The 20,125-nt window shown below is 47.2% G+C and carries 17 protein-coding genes; 8 read left to right on the forward strand and 9 right to left on the reverse strand.

Annotated features, from left to right (window positions below; all coding sequences use genetic code 11):
• Positions 1-7: 7 nt before the first annotated feature.
• Both BLR32_RS06315 and BLR32_RS06320 read right to left on the reverse strand, forming a co-directional pair.
• Positions 8-355 carry a phage holin family protein gene (locus BLR32_RS06315; protein WP_089829623.1) on the reverse strand — a complete coding sequence of 116 codons (348 nt, stop codon included), beginning with the start codon at positions 353-355 and terminating at the stop codon, positions 8-10.
• Between the two features lie 47 nt (positions 356-402).
• Positions 403-1,329 (reverse strand): hydroxypyruvate isomerase family protein, encoded by a 927-nt coding sequence (locus BLR32_RS06320; protein ID WP_089829625.1) that lies wholly within the window; start codon positions 1,327-1,329, stop codon positions 403-405.
• A 173-nt stretch (positions 1,330-1,502) separates the two neighbouring features.
• Between BLR32_RS06320 and BLR32_RS06325 the strand changes: the two genes are divergently transcribed.
• The 3 genes from BLR32_RS06325 (at position 1,503) to BLR32_RS06335 (ending at position 5,269) form a co-directional block, all read left to right on the forward strand.
• Complete coding sequence (locus BLR32_RS06325; protein ID WP_089829627.1) at positions 1,503-2,474, forward strand: formylglycine-generating enzyme family protein; 972 nt, start codon at positions 1,503-1,505, stop codon at positions 2,472-2,474.
• A gap of 67 nt (positions 2,475-2,541) precedes the next feature.
• Positions 2,542-3,879 carry a Gfo/Idh/MocA family protein gene (locus BLR32_RS06330; RefSeq protein WP_089829629.1) on the forward strand — a complete coding sequence of 446 codons (1,338 nt, stop codon included), beginning with the start codon at positions 2,542-2,544 and terminating at the stop codon, positions 3,877-3,879.
• A gap of 67 nt (positions 3,880-3,946) precedes the next feature.
• Positions 3,947-5,269 (forward strand): D-alanyl-D-alanine carboxypeptidase/D-alanyl-D-alanine-endopeptidase, encoded by a 1,323-nt coding sequence (locus BLR32_RS06335; protein ID WP_176842181.1) that lies wholly within the window; start codon positions 3,947-3,949, stop codon positions 5,267-5,269.
• On the opposite strand, the gene BLR32_RS06340 is transcribed toward BLR32_RS06335, so the two are convergent.
• The 5 genes from BLR32_RS06340 to BLR32_RS06360 all read right to left on the reverse strand — a co-directional run bounded on the left by BLR32_RS06340 (position 5,266) and on the right by BLR32_RS06360 (position 11,501).
• Positions 5,266-5,862, reverse strand: coding sequence for a hypothetical protein (locus BLR32_RS06340; RefSeq protein ID WP_089829633.1), 597 nt, complete (start codon positions 5,860-5,862; stop codon positions 5,266-5,268). The two genes, BLR32_RS06335 and BLR32_RS06340, sit on opposite strands and share 4 nt — an antisense overlap.
• 168 nt (positions 5,863-6,030) lie before the next feature.
• The gene (locus tag BLR32_RS06345) at positions 6,031-7,329 is read right to left on the reverse strand and encodes a carboxypeptidase-like regulatory domain-containing protein (protein ID WP_089829635.1); all 1,299 of its coding nucleotides are present in this window, start codon (positions 7,327-7,329) and stop codon (positions 6,031-6,033) included.
• Between the two features lie 194 nt (positions 7,330-7,523).
• Positions 7,524-8,972 (reverse strand): Gfo/Idh/MocA family protein, encoded by a 1,449-nt coding sequence (locus tag BLR32_RS06350; RefSeq protein ID WP_089829637.1) that lies wholly within the window; start codon positions 8,970-8,972, stop codon positions 7,524-7,526.
• Between the two features lie 77 nt (positions 8,973-9,049).
• Positions 9,050-9,739, reverse strand: coding sequence for a gluconate 2-dehydrogenase subunit 3 family protein (locus BLR32_RS06355; protein WP_089829640.1), 690 nt, complete (start codon positions 9,737-9,739; stop codon positions 9,050-9,052).
• Positions 9,740-9,761: 22 nt separating this feature from the next.
• Positions 9,762-11,501 (reverse strand): GMC family oxidoreductase, encoded by a 1,740-nt coding sequence (locus BLR32_RS06360; RefSeq protein ID WP_089829642.1) that lies wholly within the window; start codon positions 11,499-11,501, stop codon positions 9,762-9,764.
• A 102-nt stretch (positions 11,502-11,603) separates the two neighbouring features.
• Here BLR32_RS06360 and BLR32_RS06365 point away from each other — a divergent pair, with 102 nt between their 5' ends.
• Entirely contained in the window at positions 11,604-13,082 is a 1,479-nt protein-coding gene (locus BLR32_RS06365) for a gluconokinase (RefSeq protein ID WP_089829644.1), read from the forward strand.
• On the opposite strand, the gene mutL is transcribed toward BLR32_RS06365, so the two are convergent.
• On the reverse strand, positions 13,066-14,955 hold the full coding sequence (gene mutL / locus BLR32_RS06370; protein ID WP_089829646.1) for a DNA mismatch repair endonuclease MutL: 1,890 nt from the start codon (positions 14,953-14,955) through the stop codon (positions 13,066-13,068). The two genes, BLR32_RS06365 and mutL, sit on opposite strands and share 17 nt — an antisense overlap.
• Before the next feature lie 346 nt (positions 14,956-15,301).
• Between mutL and msrB the strand changes: the two genes are divergently transcribed.
• The gene (gene msrB / locus BLR32_RS06375) at positions 15,302-15,769 is read left to right on the forward strand and encodes a peptide-methionine (R)-S-oxide reductase MsrB (RefSeq protein WP_089829970.1); all 468 of its coding nucleotides are present in this window, start codon (positions 15,302-15,304) and stop codon (positions 15,767-15,769) included.
• Between the two features lie 61 nt (positions 15,770-15,830).
• On the opposite strand, the gene BLR32_RS06380 is transcribed toward msrB, so the two are convergent.
• A complete protein-coding gene (locus BLR32_RS06380) occupies positions 15,831-16,118 on the reverse strand; it encodes a YciI family protein (protein WP_089829648.1) in 288 nt (95 codons plus the stop codon).
• A 263-nt stretch (positions 16,119-16,381) separates the two neighbouring features.
• Between BLR32_RS06380 and BLR32_RS06385 the strand changes: the two genes are divergently transcribed.
• The 3 genes from BLR32_RS06385 (at position 16,382) to BLR32_RS06395 (ending at position 20,111) form a co-directional block, all read left to right on the forward strand.
• Positions 16,382-18,157, forward strand: coding sequence for a DUF4836 family protein (locus tag BLR32_RS06385; protein WP_089829650.1), 1,776 nt, complete (start codon positions 16,382-16,384; stop codon positions 18,155-18,157).
• 107 nt (positions 18,158-18,264) lie between these two features.
• Complete coding sequence (locus BLR32_RS06390; protein ID WP_176842182.1) at positions 18,265-18,915, forward strand: ATP-binding cassette domain-containing protein; 651 nt, start codon at positions 18,265-18,267, stop codon at positions 18,913-18,915.
• Complete coding sequence (locus BLR32_RS06395) at positions 18,912-20,111, forward strand: ABC transporter permease family protein (protein ID WP_089829654.1); 1,200 nt, start codon at positions 18,912-18,914, stop codon at positions 20,109-20,111. The genes BLR32_RS06390 and BLR32_RS06395 overlap by 4 nt, the downstream gene beginning before the upstream one ends.
• The last annotated feature ends 14 nt before the right edge of the window (positions 20,112-20,125 follow it).

The following is a 20,125-nucleotide window of genomic DNA, read 5'->3' on the forward strand; positions in this document are numbered from 1 at the left end:
ATTAAACTCAATCGTTATCGCCTCCCGCTATACTATGCATAAAACCACTAACAACGGTGAGCACCAGGCTGAATATCAGCGCCCACCAGAATCCGTCCACTTTGAATCCTTTTACAAGGTTGGACGCCAGCAGTATAATAATAGCATTGATCACCAGCAAAAACAATCCCAGTGTAATTATCGTAGCAGGAAGTGTCAGTATTATCAGTATTGGTTTTACCAACAGGTTCAAGATAGCTAATACTAATGCGAGCACAAGGGCAGTCGTAAAATCCTTAATAGTTACACCTGGCAATACGTATGCAGAAAGCATCGCTGCCAGCGCCGTTACAAGTAAGCGGATGAGAAAATTCATGTGATGAAATTTTTCGGGAAGGTAACAAAAATTGATGCTATACCGGCTTACAGAAAATCATCGCTTTCCCTGTAAGCTTTTATGAGAGCCAGTTCTCCCTCTTTACCAGGGTTGGCATTACCGTGCTCCATACCCAGCACACCCTTAAAGCCTTTTTTATGTAAGTGCTTGAAGATGTTCTTATAATTGATCTCGCCGCTGGTGGGTTCCTTACGGCCAGGATTATCACCTATCTGTATATATGCAATTTCATCCCAGCAGAGGTCCATAACAGGGATCAGGTTGCCGGTGTTGCGCTGCATGTGATAGATATCGTAAAGAATCTTGCAGCTAGGGCTGTTTACAGCCTTGCAGATGCCATAGCTCTGCTCTGCAGTACGCAGGAACAGGTCAGGGTTATCGCTTAACGGTTCCATTACCATGATCAGTCCCTCCTTTTCCAGTACCTCAGCTCCCATACGAAATGCCTCGATCACATTACCTGTCTGTACACCAATGGGCAGGTTCCTTTCAAAATAACCGGGTACCACAGTCGCCCATTTGGCATTCACGCGTTTCGCCGTTTCCAGTGCCTGTTTACATATTTTTACGAAAGCATCCTTGTACTCCTGTTTGCCGGTAGTGAGGGATACCTTCCAGTTGTCGCCGGCATCGATCACAAATACGCCCATCTGCATACCCAGTTTGCTGAGCAGCTTTCCGATCTTTTCCTGTTCTGCAGGATCGCGTTTCATCAGGCCATTATCTTCAATAGCACGGAAACCCTGATCATACATAAATTGGATCTGGTCTAAGAAGTTGGCGCCGGCGCTGTTTTTAAACATCCCATCGTGAGGGGCATAGTTCAGATTAAAGGTTTTCCCGGCAGGTGTTGGGTTGAGATCATTGTGTGCTGCCGCAGCTGCTGTACTGCCAATAGCCAATGTGGATAGTCCTGCCAATGTGCTTTGCTGAAGGAATTTTCTTCTTTCCATAACGTTAAAGGGTTGATTGCATGAATACTAAATGTAATCGCTTTTTGATTCTGTTGCAAGGGGCCGTGAAGGAAAAGTGTATACTTGACGCCTTTTCGTAGAAAAACGTTGCATTCCATTATTTGATTTAATAAATTCACAGGTATTACAGGTTTTATCTTTCAAGAAGTGTTATGAAAAACAGACTATTGGCCTTATCGCTGGGAAGCATGCTGACCAGCGTCGCGTTCGCACAGGAAACTAACAACCAGCCGTTTACTACGTATGAAGAGAAGCTGCCCGGAACAGCATTGAGCTTTAAAATGGTACCCATCCCCGCGGGAGAAGTCACAATAGGAAGCCCGGAAAATGAGAAAGGACGAGACGCCGACGAAGGCCCTCAGAAAAAAGTAAAGATCGCTGCTTTCTGGATGGGCGCTAATGAAGTAACCTTCGAACAGTATGATATATACTCCGATCCGGAGAAAGATAAAACACCCATTCCGGATGGAATGACAAGGCCCAGCCCTCCTTATATAGATCTGACGCTTGGTATGGGAAAAGTGGGAGGTTACCCGGCGAATAGCATGAGCCAGTACGGTGCGCTGATGTACTGCAAATGGCTGTATGCCAAAACAGGAGTTTTCTACCGCCTCCCCACAGAGGCTGAGTGGGAATATGCCTGCCGTGCAGGAGCTACCACCGCTTATCCTTTTGGTAATGATGCGTCAAAGCTGAAGGAATATGCCTGGTATGCCGACAACAGCGATGACAAGTATCATAAAGTAGGAGAATTGAAACCTAATGCCTGGGGACTGTACGACATGCTGGGGAATGTAGCCGAATGGACGCTGGACCAGTATGACGAGCAGTACCTGCAGCATGTGTCAGATACAGACCCCTGGAATAAGCCAACAGCCAAAACGCCCAGGACCATCAAAGGTGGTAACTATCATGATAACGCCGCCATGCTGCGTAGTGCAAGCCGCCTGAAGTCTGATCCGAACTGGAACCGCCGGGACCCGCAGGTACCTAAAAGTTACTGGTGGAACGCAGATGCGCCCTTCGTTGGATTCCGTATAGTTCGCCCACTTAAACAACCGACAAAAGAAGAGGCCGAGCAATTTTTTGAAACCGTCATAGATCAATACAAAGGAGCAAGATAACAGCCAAAAAAAGGGCTGCGCTACTGTTCTGTACATATCCCCACATTAACTCATAAAAAAACTTATCATGCAACAGGAAGAACTAAATCAATTCCACGGAAAAACCCGCAGAGACTTTATGAAACAATCGTCTCTTTTAGCCGGCGGACTGCTGGCGGCTCCTATGCTGTCCCAGGCCAACTTCTTTTCAGGCGCAGACAATGTTATCAAGATAGCCCTGATCGGTTGTGGTGGTCGCGGTACCGGTGCGGCAGTACAGGCGCTCAGTACAAAAGAAAATGTACAACTGGTGGCAATGGCGGATGCTTTTGCCGACAGGTTGAACACCAGCTATAACAATATCAAAGACGAGGTAGGCGATAAGCCCGGCCGTCTGAATGTAAAGGAAGAAAACAAGTTCGTCGGTTTCGACGCATATCAGAAAGCCATTGCATTGGCTGATGTCGTGATACTGGCAACACCTCCGGGTTTCCGTCCTATTCATTTCGAAGAAGCAGTGAAACAGGGAAAACACATCTTCATGGAAAAACCGGTAGCTACTGATCCTGCTGGTATCAAAAGAGTACTGGACGCCGCTGAAGTAGCGAAATCGAAGAAACTGAATGTGGTGGTAGGCTTACAGCGCCGCTACCAGACCTCTTACCGTGAGATGTATAAACGTTTCCAGGATGGCATTATCGGCGATATCGTGTCTATGCAGGTATGGTGGAACCAGGGCGCGCTGTGGGTAAAACCACGTAAACCTGAGTATACAGAAATGGAATACCAGATGCGCAACTGGTATTATTTCAACTGGCTGTGTGGCGATCATATCGTAGAACAGCATATCCACAATATCGATGTGGGTAACTGGTTTATGAACGATTATCCGGTAACAGCAGTGGGTATGGGTGGCCGTTCCGTACGTACAGGTAAAGAGTTCGGTGAGATCTATGATCACCACTTTGTAGAATACCGCTTTGGCAATGGTGTGGTGATGAACAGCCAGTGCCGCCACTGGAAAGATGCCGACAGCAGGGTAGATGAAGAGATTGTGGGAATAAAAGGTCGTATGCTGATGGATAAGGCCGTGATTAAAGATCACAAGGGAAAGGTGCTGTACCAGTTTGATAAGAAAAATGAGAACCAACCTTACCAGGCGGAACATGATGAACTGTTTGCCGCTATCGCAAAAGGAGAATATAAGTTCTGGGATGCAGAGAGGGCAGCTAAAACAACGCTGACCGCTATTATCGGCAGACTGGCTACTTATTCCGGACAGACGATTGCCTTTGACAAGGCGCTCAATTCAGGTCTGAACCTGCAGCCCGCCAAGTATGCCTTTGATGCAGCTCCTCCAATCGTGCCGGATGCATCAGGCAACTACGCCTACGCAAAACCTGGCATTACTAGATATTTTAGCTAATGCGTAGTATATTTATAAAAAGGATATTGGAGGCCCCGTTAAGGGGCCTTCGCTTTACAGGATGTATATGAGACTAATCAGGATTGTTTTATCAGGCTGCCTGCTGCTCCTGGTGAAGCAGATAACTTTCGCACAAAATAGCCAGATCAGAAAATGGGCAGAAGAGGAATTGCTGAGCAGCCCGGCCCTGCGACAGGCACATACCGGTATCTGTATCTATGAACCAGCCACGGGGAAATACTGGTATAGCTACCAGGATGATCATTATTTCACACCCGCCTCCAATACCAAGATATTCACACTATATACCGGCCTGCGTTTGCTGGGCGACTCTCTGCCGGCAATGCGTTACCTGGAAACAGATTCTGTATTGTATGTGAAGGGCACTGCAGATCCTGCCTTCCTGCATCCGGACTATACCCTGCAACCTGCCTGGCAGTTGTTACAGCAGACTAATAAACGCATCACGATAGTACCCACTGTAACGGAGAATAAACGTTTCGGTCCGGGATGGGCATGGAGTGATTACCAGGACTATTACCAGTCAGAACTAAATGACTGGCCTATGTACGGCAACGTGGCGCACATCCGTCATCATGGAGATACGACAACGATCTATCCACGCATGTTCAGCGATACAGCGCATTTCTCTTTCCAAAGAGATGATAGCCTGGAAGAGCTTCTGGCAGAAAGAGATGAACGGAGTAACCGCTTCTCGCTGACCTTTAATGGAAATGACAGGAGTGTCCAGGAAGCAGAAGTGCCCTTCATAACAGGCAATGCCGGCGACCTTGCTTACAGGCTGCAGGATACCTTGCACAAGCCGGTTACTGTGCTGACAGATGGAACAGTATTGCCGTCGACTGCTTTTACATTGCTGAAAGGTATTCCGGCAGATTCCCTGTTCCTGCCGATGATGCACAGAAGTGATAACTTCTTTGCCGAGCAGACGCTGATGATGTGTGCTGCGCGCCTCTGGGATACGATCAGTACTGATCGCATTATTGAGTTGATGGGAAAGAGCTTCCTGGCTAATTTACCGGATACGCCTAAATGGGTGGATGGTTCTGGCTTGTCCAGATACAATCTGTTCTCGCCGAGAGACTTTGTAAGCGTATTATCAGATATGTATAAAACCTATCCTGCAGAAAGACTGTATGCGCTGTTCCCGACAGGCGGTAAAGGCACACTGAGAAACTACTACAAACAACAGTTTGTCCACGCCAAAACAGGCACCTTATCCGGTTGTGTGGCACTAAGCGGATACCTTGTTACTAAAAAGAACAAGACGCTGGTATTCAGCGTACTGGTCAACAACCATAACAATAGCGCCACAAACGTCAGAAGAACGGTAGAACATTTCCTGACACAGGTTTGGGAGAAGTACTAGTTGATGGAATAGTTCATCAGCCGGACGGTATCGGTAGGGGAGATGGTTTCAATGTAGCCTATCCCCAGCGCGTAATAATAAGTGGCAATGGTGCCAGCCGGATACGCCGTTTCTCCAACCAATACAGCAGCATCCTGCCGTACAACGATGACATTTTTATATTCCTTGCCCAATACGGTATGCGTTATCTGTTGACCCAGAATATGATACTGTAGTAAACCTTTCTGCTCTAAACCGGATACGGCTACAGATACAGTGTCGTTCCAGGTGGCCCCTTCACTGTAATCATCGTGCAGAAATAATCTGTCTCCGCCCTCCAGTTGATAGTCCTGCAGCGATACTCCCGGTTCATACAGGAAATAACTGCCGTTGTTGCAGCGGATAAACTGATCGATATAACCGTCGTTAAGAATGGAATACTGATGCCCACTGATTGTAGTGTCACCTCTTACCTCAAGCGTATATTGTGAGGTATCCCCGCTACTATTCGTATACTGATAGGTAAAGGAAGACCCGGTAGAGTAAGGTGCGTAGCCGCAATGGAAATCAGTTTTGAGACCCTCAAGACTTTTTTCTTTACGACAGGCAGACATAGAGAATATGGATAATGCTCCGACAAAAAACATTGACCTATACAACATATATAGACGCAAAAGTTAATAGAATGTACAGGGAACATAGGAATCGTAAGCGGCGTAAATGTAGTAAAAAACTGATGGCAGCGAAATGAATAAATTATTGTGTTTCAAAAATAAAAAGATTTAGTTACACACTTTTAACGAAGGAGCAATCGTTCCGCTATTCGCCTGCAGGGTGGTGGTGGACGTGTTGTTGTTACGGTTGTCTGTAGCGGTGAGCGTAACGGTGGTTGGCTGATTATTACAGCGCACAACAGTGAGGTTGAATCTACCATTATAAATATGGGCGGCATAGTTCCGGTAATCCACATTGACGATCACCGTGCCATTTACCACATTGAAGCGATCACAGTCTCTCGCTATTCCATTGATCACCAGGGTTTGGTTTTCAGGAAGAGCAACGCTTATATTGCTGATCTCTGTAGCGGCGTTAAAAGGGCCGATCTCCTGCTGACGGAGCAGATTGAGGCAATTGTCTGTCAGGGTCATAATCAACGGTACATTGGAGGCTGCTTTACCATAGTAGATGCCATCCACATTGGTATATCCAAATGTGGGGATTAAGTCTGTTTTTGTAAGCACGGTAACGCGTGTATTAGATACCGGCGCGTTCAGTTGATCCGTTACTTTGGCCGTAAGTGTGATCTGCGGGAATGTCGTTGCACAAGCCCAGAAGCCAGCCTGATTGGCTGTACCAACATAGTCATTTCCCTGGCGGGTAGCCTGCCCCTCTTCTTTCCAGAAGCCGGTAGCGCTGTCGAAATGCCATAAAGGTATCTGCTGCGGAGCACTGGACGTGAGTTCACTGGGAATCATAATCTGAAAGCTTGCAGGTTTCGCCGGATTAGGTTGGAGCACAGCTCTGGCAATATCTTCCATCGTGAAAACAAGCATGCTGAATACACGCAGGCCCATCTGTCTGTTGTTCTTATCAATCCCCCGTAGGTCTCCCGGCATCTGGTCTGCTATGGTACTGCCTTCGGGGTGTATGTAAAAGGAACGGACAGTCGCTGTACCGTTGTATGGCTGGTTATCGGCCGTGAGAATAGCATTAGGGGGGAATGTAAGAGTGCCTTCGGGGAATGGAATAAGATCGCCGGTAGTGGCATCAATATTATTCTCGTTTTGAAGTATTAACTCTACCTGGATATACTGTTGCTCGCCCTCACGTACCATGAGCGTCCGGTATCCCTTGAAATAGCCAAACTTTTCCACACTTACCACTGCAGCGTCGTCTGGTACCCTGACATCTTCCAGCAGGAAATGTCCGTCTTCATTTGTTGCAGCGGTTTCACCACCGGCACTTACAACTGCATTGTGTACCGGCTGTAATTGTTCATTCAAAATGCGGCCCTCAATGCTGGTCTGTACTATTTGAACGGGAGGAGTGATATCCGGCGGGGTTCCTTCCTCAGAAAGCATTTTTTTACACCCACTCACCAGGAGTAAGAACAATAACGTTGGCAGTATTGGGGACCATCTTGCTAAGTGCATAAAAATCTGGGGATTGGGATTATAATCGTTGCAGTAAATATAGCACTTAAGCGGCTGATATCCAAAGAAAAAGGGGAAAGCTTTGCAGCCTTCCCCTTTGATTATCATTAAGTTGCATAAGCTTATACGCCCAGGCTCCAGCCCTGACGATATGTTCTTTTTACAAACTGGTTGGCATCATCAAAGTTGGTGATCTTCATTTCTTTACTATCCCACAGCAGTTTGATATAACGGCCTGGGAATGTGGTTCTTCCGTCTTTTTCTTTCTTGATGTCGAAGCTTCTGATGGCCAGGTTTGCCATTAACAGCGTTTCTGTAAGCGGACCAGCAATAGAGAACGGAGAGCTGATCGCTTTGTTCTTATCGCTGTTGTAACCTGCGATAGCTGCATTCACCCACTGTACATAGTGCCCTTCCGGTACACGTGCGATAGTCTGTGGTGTGTTGGTCGTTTTAGTCTTGCTGGTAGGCAGCAACTGAGGATCCCTACCGTAAGTGCCACACATCATCTTACCTTTATCGCCGATCAGGATAGCGCCGTTACCACCGTCGCCCATTACTTCATTAGGACCCAGTTCTTCCGGACGTTCCGGCTGGATACCACCATCCATCCAGTGGAGAGTGATCTCTTTACCGTTCTTGCCATCAAATTTCAGGATCACGTGAGAAGACGGAGGACAGCTTTCCGGGAAATAACCACGTTTGAACTCATCTACATATACGCTACCCACGCTGCACTCCACTGATTTAGGATAGCCCAGGCCCAGTATACGGAAAGGAGGTTCTATGATATGACATCCCATGTCGCCTAATGCACCGGTACCATAATCCCACCAGCCACGCCAGTTGAAAGGCACCAGTTTATCAATATAATCTTTGTAAGGAGCAGTACCCAGCCAGAGATCCCAGTCGAGTTCCTTTGGTACTTCAGCTTTCATGCTTGACCATGGAATACCCTGTGGCCATACCGGACGGTCTGTCCAGCAATAAACGGTATGCACGTCGCCTACCAGGCCTGCATTATACCATTCCATCATCTGGCGTACACCGTCGCCGGAAGCTCCCTGGTTACCCATCTGTGTCACCACTTTATGTTTCTTGGCGCCGGCAGTCAATGCGCGTGCTTCGAAGATGTCGTGGGTGAGTGGTTTCTGCACGTACACGTGCTTACCCAGCTGCATGGCTGCCATAGCAGCTACGGCGTGCTGATGGTCTGGGGTAGATACAGTAACAGCATCTATATTTTTATGCTCTTTATCGAGCATTTCCCGGAAGTCCTTATAGAATTTCGCTTTGGGAAAACGGGCAACAGAGTTGGCTGCCCTGCGGGTATCAACGTCGCACAGATATGCAATATCTGCCGGGCCTTTGGCGATCTCAGACAGATCGCTTTCACCTTTACCACCCACACCTATACCGGCTACGCGCAAACGATCACTGGGTGCAATAAAACCTTTACCTCCTAATACGTGACGTGGAACGATCATAAAGCCGGCCGCTGCCAGAGCGCCGTTCTTTAAAAATGATCTGCGGGATTCATGACTTCCCTGATTGTTTTTTTCCTGGACCATAAGTAACAAAATTTACCGATCAATATAATAGAAAATGAGAGAAAGTGCCTGTTAATAGTGATGTATGGAGTATTGGACTACTTATCCCAGGTCATCACCTTACTCCTGTCCTCCATTTTCACATAGAGCGGCAACAGCTTTTCGTCGTATGCCAATCCATAATGCTCCAATACATCAGCCGGAACACCATCCCACTCATTCGGCGTATTGCCCTTGTAACCAATATCTTTGATGCCCATCTGGGTAGTAAAGAAACCATTCGCCGTCAGGTCTCTCATCAGGCTGAAGAAGGCTGCACCCTGTACCATGTCTGGTTTTACCTGTTCAGGATAGGCAATCTGATCTATCAGTTCAATCTGTTGCTGGTGAGTACAATCTGTAAAGGCGTTATTATAACGTTTCGCACATTGTATATCCAGCCAGCGCAGTCCTCCGCGAAGCGGCAGTTTGAACTGTGGCTGGTCTTTTGCCATGAACTCGATAAACTCCGGTACCTTGGCTTCTGAAGCGCTGCCGGAATGTTCATCAGCAGGAATAATGATATCTGCAAGTACGGTGATCGTCTTCATCTCTGCGGCAGTAAAAAACGTTTCTGCCATCAGCGCGGCATCTCTTGCAGCTTCCGGTTCGGTACGGCCATAGGATGGCAACTTTCCTGCTCCGTCTTTATCTTTTGTGGCTGTCTTCTTATCGTCACAGCCGGTCAGAATAGCGCCCACCGAGAGAGAGCCAATGGTCAGCGCTTTGAGTGATTCCCTTCTGTCCATATTTCAAATGAGTTGAGTCGTGTTAAATGTTTTGTTTCTTCAGTTCGCCCATGATGTATTCTGATGCACGCATGGATAAAGCCAGGATTGTCCAGGTAGGGTTCTTGTCTGCCTGTGATACAAACGGACCACCATCTACAACGAACAGGTTCTTCACATCATGTGCCTGATTGTATTTATTCAGTACAGAACGTTTAGGATCATCGCCCATGCGGGTAGTACCTACTTCGTGGATGATCCTGCCGGGAGTTTCCAGTCCGTACATGGTTTCAGCGCCGGGTTTAGTACCAAGCGGAACACCGCCCATTTCATGGATGATCTGTTCAAAAGTATCCTGCATATGTTTGGCCTGTTTGATCTCATGATCGCTCCAGGTGTAATTAAAACGTAACACAGGAATACCCCACTTGTCCACTACTTTCGGATCTATTTCGCAGTAGTTGTCTTCACGCGCAATACATTCTCCTCTACCGGCAAAACCAACGGTAGCACCGTAGAAGCGACGGTAATCATCTTTCAATGATGCACCATAGCCACCTGCTGGTTTGAGTTTACCATCACTGCCGGGGTATTTTCCATTGAAACGTTCAACACCGGAGAAGCCGCCATAGGAAGGCATGCGCATACCGCCACCGAATTCTATATGATAGCCACGGGCGAAGTCCAGTTTCTTATTATCCTCCCACCATGGAATGTACACATGCATACCACCCACACCATCTTCATTATACCGCTTATGGTCCATCAGTTTTGGCATGAAGGCCGCACGGGACGAACCGGTAGAATCATGCAGGTATTTACCAACCACACCACTTGAATTGGCTAATCCATTAGGATGCTGTGCTGATTTTGAATTCAGCAACAGGCGGGCAGATTCACAAGCACTGGCAGCAAGTATTACTACTCTTGCCCTCACTGTATATTCCTGGAGATCAGTTTTATCCACAAAGGAAATGCCGGTAGCCTTACCTTCTTTATCAGTCAATACTTCACGAGCCATGGCGTTATCGTACAGGTCTACGTGTCCGCTTTTCATAGCAGGCTTCACCAGTACGGAAGAAGAGGAGAAGTCAGCATACACCTGGCAGCCGCGGTTACACTGTCCACAGAAGAAACAGGCGCCACGCTCTTTATTTACCGGGCGTGTCAGCATAGACATACGTGCAGTGATAACCGGAATGTTCAGTTTCGCACCCGCCTTTTGCAGCATCAGTTCGTGCAGCCTTGGTTTGGGCGGAGGCAGGAAATAACCATCCGGTTCATTGGGAAGACCTTCTTTGGTGCCGAATACACCGATCATTTTATCGACACGGTCGTAGTAGGGCGCTACATCTTCATAGCTGATCGGCCAGTCGTCGCCATGACCATCGTAACTCTTATGTTTAAAGTCCCGCGGACCAAAACGCAGGGAGATACGTCCCCAGTGATTGGTACGTCCACCCACCATACGGGAACGGAACCAGTCGAATTTGGTGCCACCGCTGGTCGTGTAAGGTTCTCCTTCTATTTCCCAGCCGCCATAGGCAGCATCGAAATCACCGAAGGGACGGGTAGTAGAGGCGCCTCTGCGTGGTGAAGCATCGGGCCATTTTAATTGTGTGATTTGTTGTGGATCTGCCGGATCATATTTGGGCCCCGCTTCCAAAAGGGCTATTTTAAGACCGGCCTCAGAGAGTATTTTAGCAGCCATACCGCCACCTGCGCCTGAGCCAACAATGCAAATGTCATAAACAGGTCCTTTCTGTTTGATCTGAAAAGCCATATCGTGGATAATTTAATTGAGCTAAAGTGATTTTAAATCTATAAATTATTTTCTAAGGTTGCTAGCAAAAAAGTATAAAAGGAAATTTGTAAAAACATAGTAATGGAATATATAATAGGAGTGGATCTTGGAACAAGCAGCGCCAAAGTATTGGCAGTACGGCAGGACGGAAAAGTGATGGCTCACTCGCAGCAGGAATATCCTATCCACAACCCCGTACCCGGGCAAAGTGAACAGGACCCGGATGTGATACTGGAAGCAGTGAGAAACGGTATAAGAAGTGTGGCCACGATCATGAAGGACGCACCTGCGGCAGTGTCTTTCAGCACGGCCATGCATAGCGTGATGGCGGTGGATAAAGAGGGTAAGGCATTGACTCCCTTGATCATATGGGCGGATAACCGGAGTCAGGCTGTGGCGGATCGCTTACGTAAGACGCCTTTATCAGCTACGTTGCATCAGCAGACTGGCACACCCGTGCATGCAATGTCTCCCCTGTGTAAGATCATCTGGTGGAAGGAAGAAGCGCCAGACATCTTCCAGTCTGCCGCCCGTTTCATCGGTATCAAAGAATATATCTTTTATCATTTCTTTGGCCGGTATATTACAGACCATTCCACCGCGTCTGCTACCGGTTTGTTTAATATTCATGACCTGACCTGGAACAAGACCTCCCTGGAAACCGCCGGTATTACAGCAGCACGGCTGCCGGAGGCGATAAGCAGTGACAGCATTATTGAGGGGCTACTGGAAAATGTAGCCCGCGACCTGGGATTGCCTCCCGATACACGTTTCATAGCCGGCGCCAGTGATGGCTGCCTGGCACAGCTGGGTAGTAATGCATTGGACAAAGGGCATGCTACATTGACCATCGGTACCAGCGGGGCAGTGCGTATGACCATTGATCAGCCGGTGACGGATTCAGGGGAGAGGCTATTCACATATGTACTTACGCCAGGACATTTTGTAACCGGGGGCGCGATCAATAACGGGGGAGTGGTGTTGCAGTGGTACCTGGACTCCTTCCTGCAAACAGTTTCCGATAAACCGCTGCAGGTGGATACTGGTTTACAACAGGCGCTGAATACACCTCCGGGAGCAGAAGGACTCCTATGTCTGCCCTATCTCCATGGTGAACGTGCACCTGTATGGGATGGACATGCCAAAGGTGCTTTCATTGGTGTACAACCACAACATACAACCTGGCATTTTTTACGCGCTTTATTGGAGGGAATGGCGTTCGGACTGCTAAGTATTACCGAGGCCCTGGAAGAAACCGCGGGAAAAGTAGAGAAGATCTCTGTCAGTGGAGGATTTACCCACTCGCCGGAATGGGTACAACTCATGGCAGATGTATTCCAGCGCCCGATGTACCTGCGTCATGAAAGCGACGCTTCTGCCATGGGCGCTGTACTCCTGGGATTCCAGACATTAAAGCTCACCACCAGTTTTGCTTCCGTAGAAGAAAAGGTATTCTCTCCGGCAGCGGAGCATGCGGAAGTTTATAAAAACGCCTATGCTGTGCATGGAAAATTATATGCAGCACTGAAAGACATATTCCCGGTTATCCAAACATCTTAGCCAGGTCTGTCAGCTTAAAGGAAATATACGTGTACTTGCCGCCTGGCGCTGCATTTGGCATAGAACAGGCGAACAGTTCATCGATAATATTCTGCATTTCGCGGGTAGACAATGACTTACCGCTTGGAATGGAATTATTACGGGCCATGGAGCGGATCAGCTGTTCCCTGCGGGGAACCTTGAGCTCCATGCTGAAGTTCTTGAATTGCTCCAGCAATCCTTCTATGCTTGCCTGCTCATTACCACTCTGAATGTCTGCCGGCGTACCTCTTACGACAAACGTATTATTGCCGAAAGGCTCCAGGTCATACCCCAATACCTGCAGATCAGGGAGCATTTCCGTGAGTAGGGCAGCATCTGCCGGAGGTAATGGCAATGTTTGCGGGAACAGGCTTTGCTGAGTAGCCATCGGGCTTTCCTGTACGGCACGTTGATAACGTTCATACAGAATGCGCTCATGGGCAGCCTGCTGATCTATCAGGATAAAACCTGACTTGATCTGTGAGAGGATATATTGCTGATGTACCTGTACCGGTACTTTCTGATCAATGGTAGTATCCTGCCAGCGCTCGTCTATCATAGATGCAGCTGAAGGACGGTTCTCCACAGGAGAGGAGGTGGTAAAGCGCGCCTCTTCCTGTATTCTGCCAATCGTGTCATTTGCAGCGATCGCCGCTGGTTTACCGGAACCATACAGGTCTTTCCAGTGTTTCAGGTTACTGCTGCTGGTTGTATCGATGGTGTGCGCCTGGTTAGCCTGTGTAAAGCTCTTGTAGAGAGAAGTATTGACAGACTTGGCCTGCTGTTGTTCTGTGAAAGGTTTGCTCACCGCATCCAGTTGCTGAATACCCGGGTCCAGTTCAAAGTCCAGCGTAGGCGTAATGTTGAACTGTGCCAGCGCATGTTTCACGGCAGATTGTATAAACGCGTACATCACCTTTTCATCGTCGAACTTAATCTCCTGTTTGGTAGGATGTACGTTGATATCCACATGACCCGGATCCAGGTCTATGAACAATACATATAAGGGATAGCTATCCGCCGGTATCATTTCCGCAAAAGCGTTCATGATAGCATGATGCAGATACGGGCTCTTGATAAAGCGGTTATTCACAAAGAAGAACTGGTCTCCACGGGTCTTTTTAGCCGTCTCCGGTTTACCTACAAATCCATACACGTCCATATAGTCTGTCGTTTCCTTGACAGACACCAGCCGGGCATTATAATGCTGGCCGAGGATAGCGATGACACGTTGTTTTAGCGAGCCTTTTTCCAGGTAGAACAGCTGCTGGGTATTGCTGGTAAGGGTAAACTGGATCTGTGGAAAAGCCATGGCCACGCGGATGAATTCATCCACGATGTGCCTCATTTCTGCTGCATTGCTTTTCAGGAAGTTACGGCGGGCAGGTACGTTGAAGAACAGGTTCTTCATAGCAATACTGGTGCCTTCTGCTGTCTGGCAGATCTCTTGTTTTCTTACCGCACTGTTGTCAATTTCTATATAGGTGCCAATGTCTGCACCGCGCAGACGGGTTTTCAGTTCAACCTGTGAAACGGCGGCAATGGATGCCAGTGCTTCACCACGGAAACCCATAGTACGAATGGAGAAAAGATCGTCTATGGTTTGTATTTTGGAAGTGGCATGTCTTTCAAAGCACATGCGCGCATCCGTTTCACTCATTCCCTTTCCGTTATCGATCACCTGTACCAGTTCTTTACCGGCATCCCGGATAATGAGCTGTATTTCTGTTGCACCTGCATCCACAGCATTTTCCAACAGCTCTTTTACTGCTGAAGCAGGCCTTTGTATCACTTCCCCCGCTGCTATCTGATTGGCGATGTTGTCTGGTAATAGATTGATGATATCCGTCACTTATTATGTGCCTTTTGCTGTAAAGTTAGGAAAGTTTAATGTTTGATACCGAAGGTGGGGGTAAAGTGGGGGTAAAGAAGTATGACAGACCAAAAGTATATAAGCAGCAGTTGCTATAGAATTGTTAAATGAATGATAGTACCCGCCTGCATCTGAACCGGAGCAGCCTGCAATTCGTACCTTTATTTATAGCGTAGGAATATAACTTATTCACACGATAGTCTTGTTAATAAGACGTTAATCATAAAATATTTCAGCCATGAACTGGAGGAATCTGATAATTTTGAGCCTTTCCATCTTAGTTAGTAACTGCACCTACTCTCAACAGGAGCCAAAAAATAAGAACATGGAAGACCAGAAAAAGAGTGATGTATACTCAAGAACGGACACCAGCAAAGTGAATCTCACCAACGAAGAATGGAAGGGCCGCTTATCGCCGGAAGTATACAATATCGCGCGTGAAAAAGGTACCGAATACGCGTTTACAGGAAAATATTGGAACAGTAAGGAGGCAGGTACTTATTATTGCGCCGCCTGTGGTAACCCGCTGTTTGTATCAGACGCAAAATTTGAAAGCAGCTGCGGCTGGCCCAGTTTCTTTGAACCGATCACCAAAGGAAGTGTGATCTATGCGCCCGACAATACACACGGAATGCACCGTACCGAAGTAATGTGCGGCCGTTGTAAGGCACACCTCGGACACGTATTCGATGATGGCCCTCCGCCTACCGGTTTACGTTATTGTATCAACTCCGTGATACTTGACTTTGACAAGGCCAAAGAAGCCGATAAAAATTTTAAGGGAAAACATTAACGGTAAATGCCTGATCGCGGATATGCCTGCCAAAGCAGTATAACGTAATCAGGCATTCCAGCTAAGAAAGATAAGACTGTAACTCGTTGACGTAAGATGTTGGCTCGAACTCGATAATCTCATAAAGCGCCAGCTGGTGTTTGTCTAGCGGATCTTCGGCGATGATTGCTTCCACTTCTTTGCGACTCGAAGCTTTACAAATAATCAACCCTCCGGATTTTGGCTTGCGGCGTCCTGCCAGAATAAATTGCCCGCTCTTATAGAACTTCTCCAGAAATGCTCTATGCTGGTCCATATAATGCTCTACGGCAGCTACCGGACGGATGTATTGTAACAGGATTAAGTACATAACAGCGTTTCAATAATAGGATTTATAATCATGTTAGACCTCTTTACACAAAGGTATAAAACTATTGCAGCTTTTATTTTTATAATAATAACGTAGAAATGAATGTTTTATCGCCAATATCCCGTATATGCCCGGCGCAAACGTCCCAAACGCTAATATATAAATAAAATCATTAATTTATAGTAGCCCTCTATAAGGTAGTAAACGAAAAAGAAAGTATTTTAGCGTACTATTCACTCATTATTAATTTTGATCCCCTTATTATGAGAAAAATGTTTTCAAAGGTATTACTCGCTATATCGGCCATAGCTATCCTGCTTACCTCCTGTTCCAAGATGCCGGAGCAAAGCAAATATATTCCCAAAACGGCCAGCCTCGTACTCAGCGTAAACAGCAAACAGATCAGCAAGAAATTGATTACCAACGGTATTACAATGGACAAACTATTTGCTGCAGTACAGGAAAAAGACAGCTCCAGTGAGGCGCAGAAGTTCTGGAAAGATATAGAGAATTCCGGACTGGACCTGCAGGCGAACTCATTCGTGTCTGTAGTATACAGTAAAAATCAGTCTTACGTTACCCTGACCGGTGGCCTGAAAGATGCTGCTAAGTTCGAGGAGTACCTGAAAAAGAACATCAGCAACTTCTCCCTGCAGACGAAGTCTGATTTCAAGTACGTCCTGGAAGACAAACAGGACGCAGTAATTGCCTGGAACAAAAGTACCGTTATCTGCCTGAAAGGTATCGAAGGAGACGCGATGCAGAAAGCAATGCCTCCAACCGGTCTTCCAACACCAGACGGCGATCAGGGCGAAGAATCTTCTGATAGCAATAACGCGCAGCCAGCAAGCCTGGTAACAGCTGCTGACGATATGCAGACCTGGGTGGCTGAAGTAGATCACCTGTTCCACCTGAAAAAAGATGAAACAGCTGGTTCCATAGAAGCGTTCAATGATCTGCTGAAGAACAATGCCGATCTGAGCGTATACATTAATCCTGAGCCAATCTACAGCGCACAGTCAGGTATGATGCCTGCTAACCTGAAAACCTTACTAGCTGGTTGCTACTATACCGGCGCAGTAAACTTTGAGAAGGGTAAAGTTGAAGTAGATGGTGTTTCCTACGTAGGTAAAGACCTCGCTGCTATCTACAAGAAATATGGTAACATGGAAGCCGACCTGGATATGCTGGAGAAATATCCTTCCCAGAACATCACCGGCTTTATTGTATACGGTTTTGATTTCCGTATGATCGGTGATATCGTAAAAAGCACCGGTCTGGATGGTATCGCTAATATGGGACTGCAGAGCTCTGGCCTAACGCTGGACGATATCCTGAACGCCTTCAAAGGACAACTGGTATTCGTTGCTTCTGACTTCCAGGTGAAGAAAAAGCCAAGCCTGTACATAGAGGGCGATTCTACCACCACTCCGGAATCCAAATGGGTGTTTGCTATGAAAGTAGGAGATAAGGCTGCTTTCGATAAAGTAATGTCTTCTCCGATGCTGAAAGGCTTCTTTACTAAACAAGGAGATACTTATGTAATGACACAGAACATGCCTGGTATGCCAGCCATCTCTATCACTGACAAACTGGTAACAAGTGCTTCTGACTCTGCATTACTCCAGGAATACCTGGCTGGTAAAGGCAAAGCAACTGGCCTGGACAACGATTTCGTGAGCAAGATCAAAGGCAAACCAATGGGAGCTTACGTAAACTTCGAAAAGATCGTAAACAACATTCCTGACGAAGAAATCCCTGAAGAAGGCAAGCCCCTGGCAGGAAAGTTCAAGAACCTGTTGAGAGATATGACCGCCGTAAGTAACTCTTTCGATGGTAAAACCCAGCACTCTGAGATCGTACTGAACTTCAAAAACGAGAATGAGAACAGCCTGGTGCAATTGGTAAACCTCGGTACTGAGGCTGCCAAATACATGGAAGAAAAGAAAAAGGCAGATGCTGCCAAAGCCGCTGCTATGGTTGCCGCTGATTCTGCTGCTGCTGTAGCCGCTGATGCAGAAGAAAAAGCAACACACTAATCATAATAACGTATTGAGATAGAATGTCCATGGCGGTTGCAACTGCCATGGACATTTTTCATTTAGAAAAAGCTCTATATTGGGACATCATTAAGAACACCAGTTTCATGCAGATACAGTTAGATAACCTGGTGCCCGTTCCCTTACGTGATAAGATCCTGCAGCGTTCGTCCGATATCTGGAACAGGCCCGTTACATTCACTCCCGGTAGTTTTACTAAAATAAAAGCCCCTTCAGGTACCGGTAAGACAACCCTCGTTCATTACCTGTACCACATCAGAACTGACTATACCGGGCAGGTACTGGTAAATGGTCAGCCCTGGGCATCTTATTCAAAAGGTGCTATTGCCGGTATGCGGCAAGAACAGATCAGCGTAATATTTCAGGACCTGCGCATCTTTGAACAGCTGACCGCCCTGGAAAACATTGAACTGAAAAGAGTGATGAACGCCCAGCCTTATTGTAGCGCAGAGAAGGTGAAAGAAATGGCTGCCCGCCTGAATGTTACCCACGTACTGAACCAGAGCGGGAGAACGCTTTCCTACGGAGAACGCCAGCGTGTGGCTATTATCCGTGCACTGGTACAGCCCTTCCAGTGGCTGATCATGGATGAACCCTTCAGCCATCTGGATGAAGACAATGCGAACCGCGCAGCCCAGCTGATCGCAGAAGAATGTAAAGCCCGTAAGGCTGGATTTATTTTAACAGACCTGGACAACGATACCAGGTTTGCATATGACACATACTACAACTTATGATGCCATCCTTCTACCAGTTACTCAAAAAGATTATACAGACCGGTATCGGTGCGTCCCGCCTGATCATGGCGGCCGGCGGACTGGGTATCGCCATGATACTCCTGCTCATCGCTATCCAGGCACATACCGACTTCGATCAGCTATTGAACAATCAGCAGAATGCCAATGAAAGTGCAGACTTCCTGGTCATCAATAAGAAGATCACCAATGCTATGATGGGACAGAATGCCAAAAGTGAATTCACCCCAGCGGAAATAGCAGATCTCCAGAAACAGCCATTCACAGAAGCATTCGGCTTTATTACTTCCAATCAATACAAAGTAACCGCCGCTGCGCCTGGCGACCTGCATTTCTACACAGATATGTTCTTTGAATCTGTTCCTGACTCATTCATTGATGTGAAGAACGACGAGTGGAAATGGGCGCCGGGTGATAATACCATCCCAATCATCCTGCCCAATGATTTTCTGAACCTCTATAACTTCGGGTTTGCACTCAGCCAGGGGCTGCCGCAGATTTCACAGGAAACAGTAAAGGCATTGCCTATGAAAGTCACCATTTCCCAGGGACTGATGACACAGGAATTCACGGGACGCATTGTCGGCTTTTCTGATCGCATCTCTTCTTTCCTGGTGCCTGTCAGCTTTATGGACTGGGCTAATGGCAAGTTTGGTACCGGGCAGGCGGCATCACCTTCCCGCGTGATCATCAAAACCAAAGATCCATCCAATCCTGTATTGGCAGAATACCTGAAAGACAAAGGCTATACCACCAACCAGGATAAGATCAAGTACAGCAAAACAAAACGCATTGTGCAGATCATTGTATCCGTTATCGGTTTCTTTGGAGTCATCCTGCTGGTGTTTGCGTTGCTGGTATTCAGTATGTTCATCCAGCTGGTAATTGCCAGTTGTAAGAAAGAGATACAGCTGCTGGTGACGCTGGGTACCGCGCCCCGTCAGTTACAACGCTACCTGATGCGCCAGTTTGTACCGCTGTATATTGCAATAGGCATAGTTGCTTTATTGCTGGTGGCAGGACTGCAATGGTGGGCTTCCGTACAACTGGCCGCCCACGAAGTGTTCATTTCAAAATGGATCGCTGTAAGTACCGGCTGTGCCGCTTTGCTGGTAGTTGTGCTAGTGTACATTGTCAACAGGGTCAATGTCAGGAAATACATCAACGCCATCAGCTAACAACATTGTTTTAT

Origin of the sequence: Chitinophaga filiformis (assembly GCF_900102545.1) — a bacterium.
Taxonomy (GTDB): domain Bacteria; phylum Bacteroidota; class Bacteroidia; order Chitinophagales; family Chitinophagaceae; genus Chitinophaga; species Chitinophaga filiformis.

Coding starts and splice junctions, on each gene's coding strand:
- BLR32_RS06395 (WP_089829654.1), top strand. CDS start 18,912: ATGATGCCATCCTTCTACCAGTTACTCAAAAAGATTATACAGACCGGT.
- msrB (WP_089829970.1), top strand. CDS start 15,302: ATGGAAGACCAGAAAAAGAGTGATGTATACTCAAGAACGGACACCAGC.
- BLR32_RS06390 (WP_176842182.1), top strand. CDS start 18,265: ATGCAGATACAGTTAGATAACCTGGTGCCCGTTCCCTTACGTGATAAG.
- BLR32_RS06320 (WP_089829625.1), bottom strand. CDS start 1,329: ATGGAAAGAAGAAAATTCCTTCAGCAAAGCACATTGGCAGGACTATCC.
- BLR32_RS06315 (WP_089829623.1), bottom strand. CDS start 355: ATGAATTTTCTCATCCGCTTACTTGTAACGGCGCTGGCAGCGATGCTT.
- BLR32_RS06365 (WP_089829644.1), top strand. CDS start 11,604: ATGGAATATATAATAGGAGTGGATCTTGGAACAAGCAGCGCCAAAGTA.
- BLR32_RS06325 (WP_089829627.1), top strand. CDS start 1,503: ATGAAAAACAGACTATTGGCCTTATCGCTGGGAAGCATGCTGACCAGC.
- BLR32_RS06330 (WP_089829629.1), top strand. CDS start 2,542: ATGCAACAGGAAGAACTAAATCAATTCCACGGAAAAACCCGCAGAGAC.
- BLR32_RS06345 (WP_089829635.1), bottom strand. CDS start 7,329: ATGCTTTCTGAGGAAGGAACCCCGCCGGATATCACTCCTCCCGTTCAA.
- BLR32_RS06350 (WP_089829637.1), bottom strand. CDS start 8,972: ATGGTCCAGGAAAAAAACAATCAGGGAAGTCATGAATCCCGCAGATCA.
- BLR32_RS06380 (WP_089829648.1), bottom strand. CDS start 16,118: ATGTACTTAATCCTGTTACAATACATCCGTCCGGTAGCTGCCGTAGAG.
- BLR32_RS06340 (WP_089829633.1), bottom strand. CDS start 5,862: ATGTCTGCCTGTCGTAAAGAAAAAAGTCTTGAGGGTCTCAAAACTGAT.
- BLR32_RS06360 (WP_089829642.1), bottom strand. CDS start 11,501: ATGGCTTTTCAGATCAAACAGAAAGGACCTGTTTATGACATTTGCATT.
- BLR32_RS06385 (WP_089829650.1), top strand. CDS start 16,382: ATGAGAAAAATGTTTTCAAAGGTATTACTCGCTATATCGGCCATAGCT.
- BLR32_RS06355 (WP_089829640.1), bottom strand. CDS start 9,739: ATGGACAGAAGGGAATCACTCAAAGCGCTGACCATTGGCTCTCTCTCG.
- BLR32_RS06335 (WP_176842181.1), top strand. CDS start 3,947: ATGAGACTAATCAGGATTGTTTTATCAGGCTGCCTGCTGCTCCTGGTG.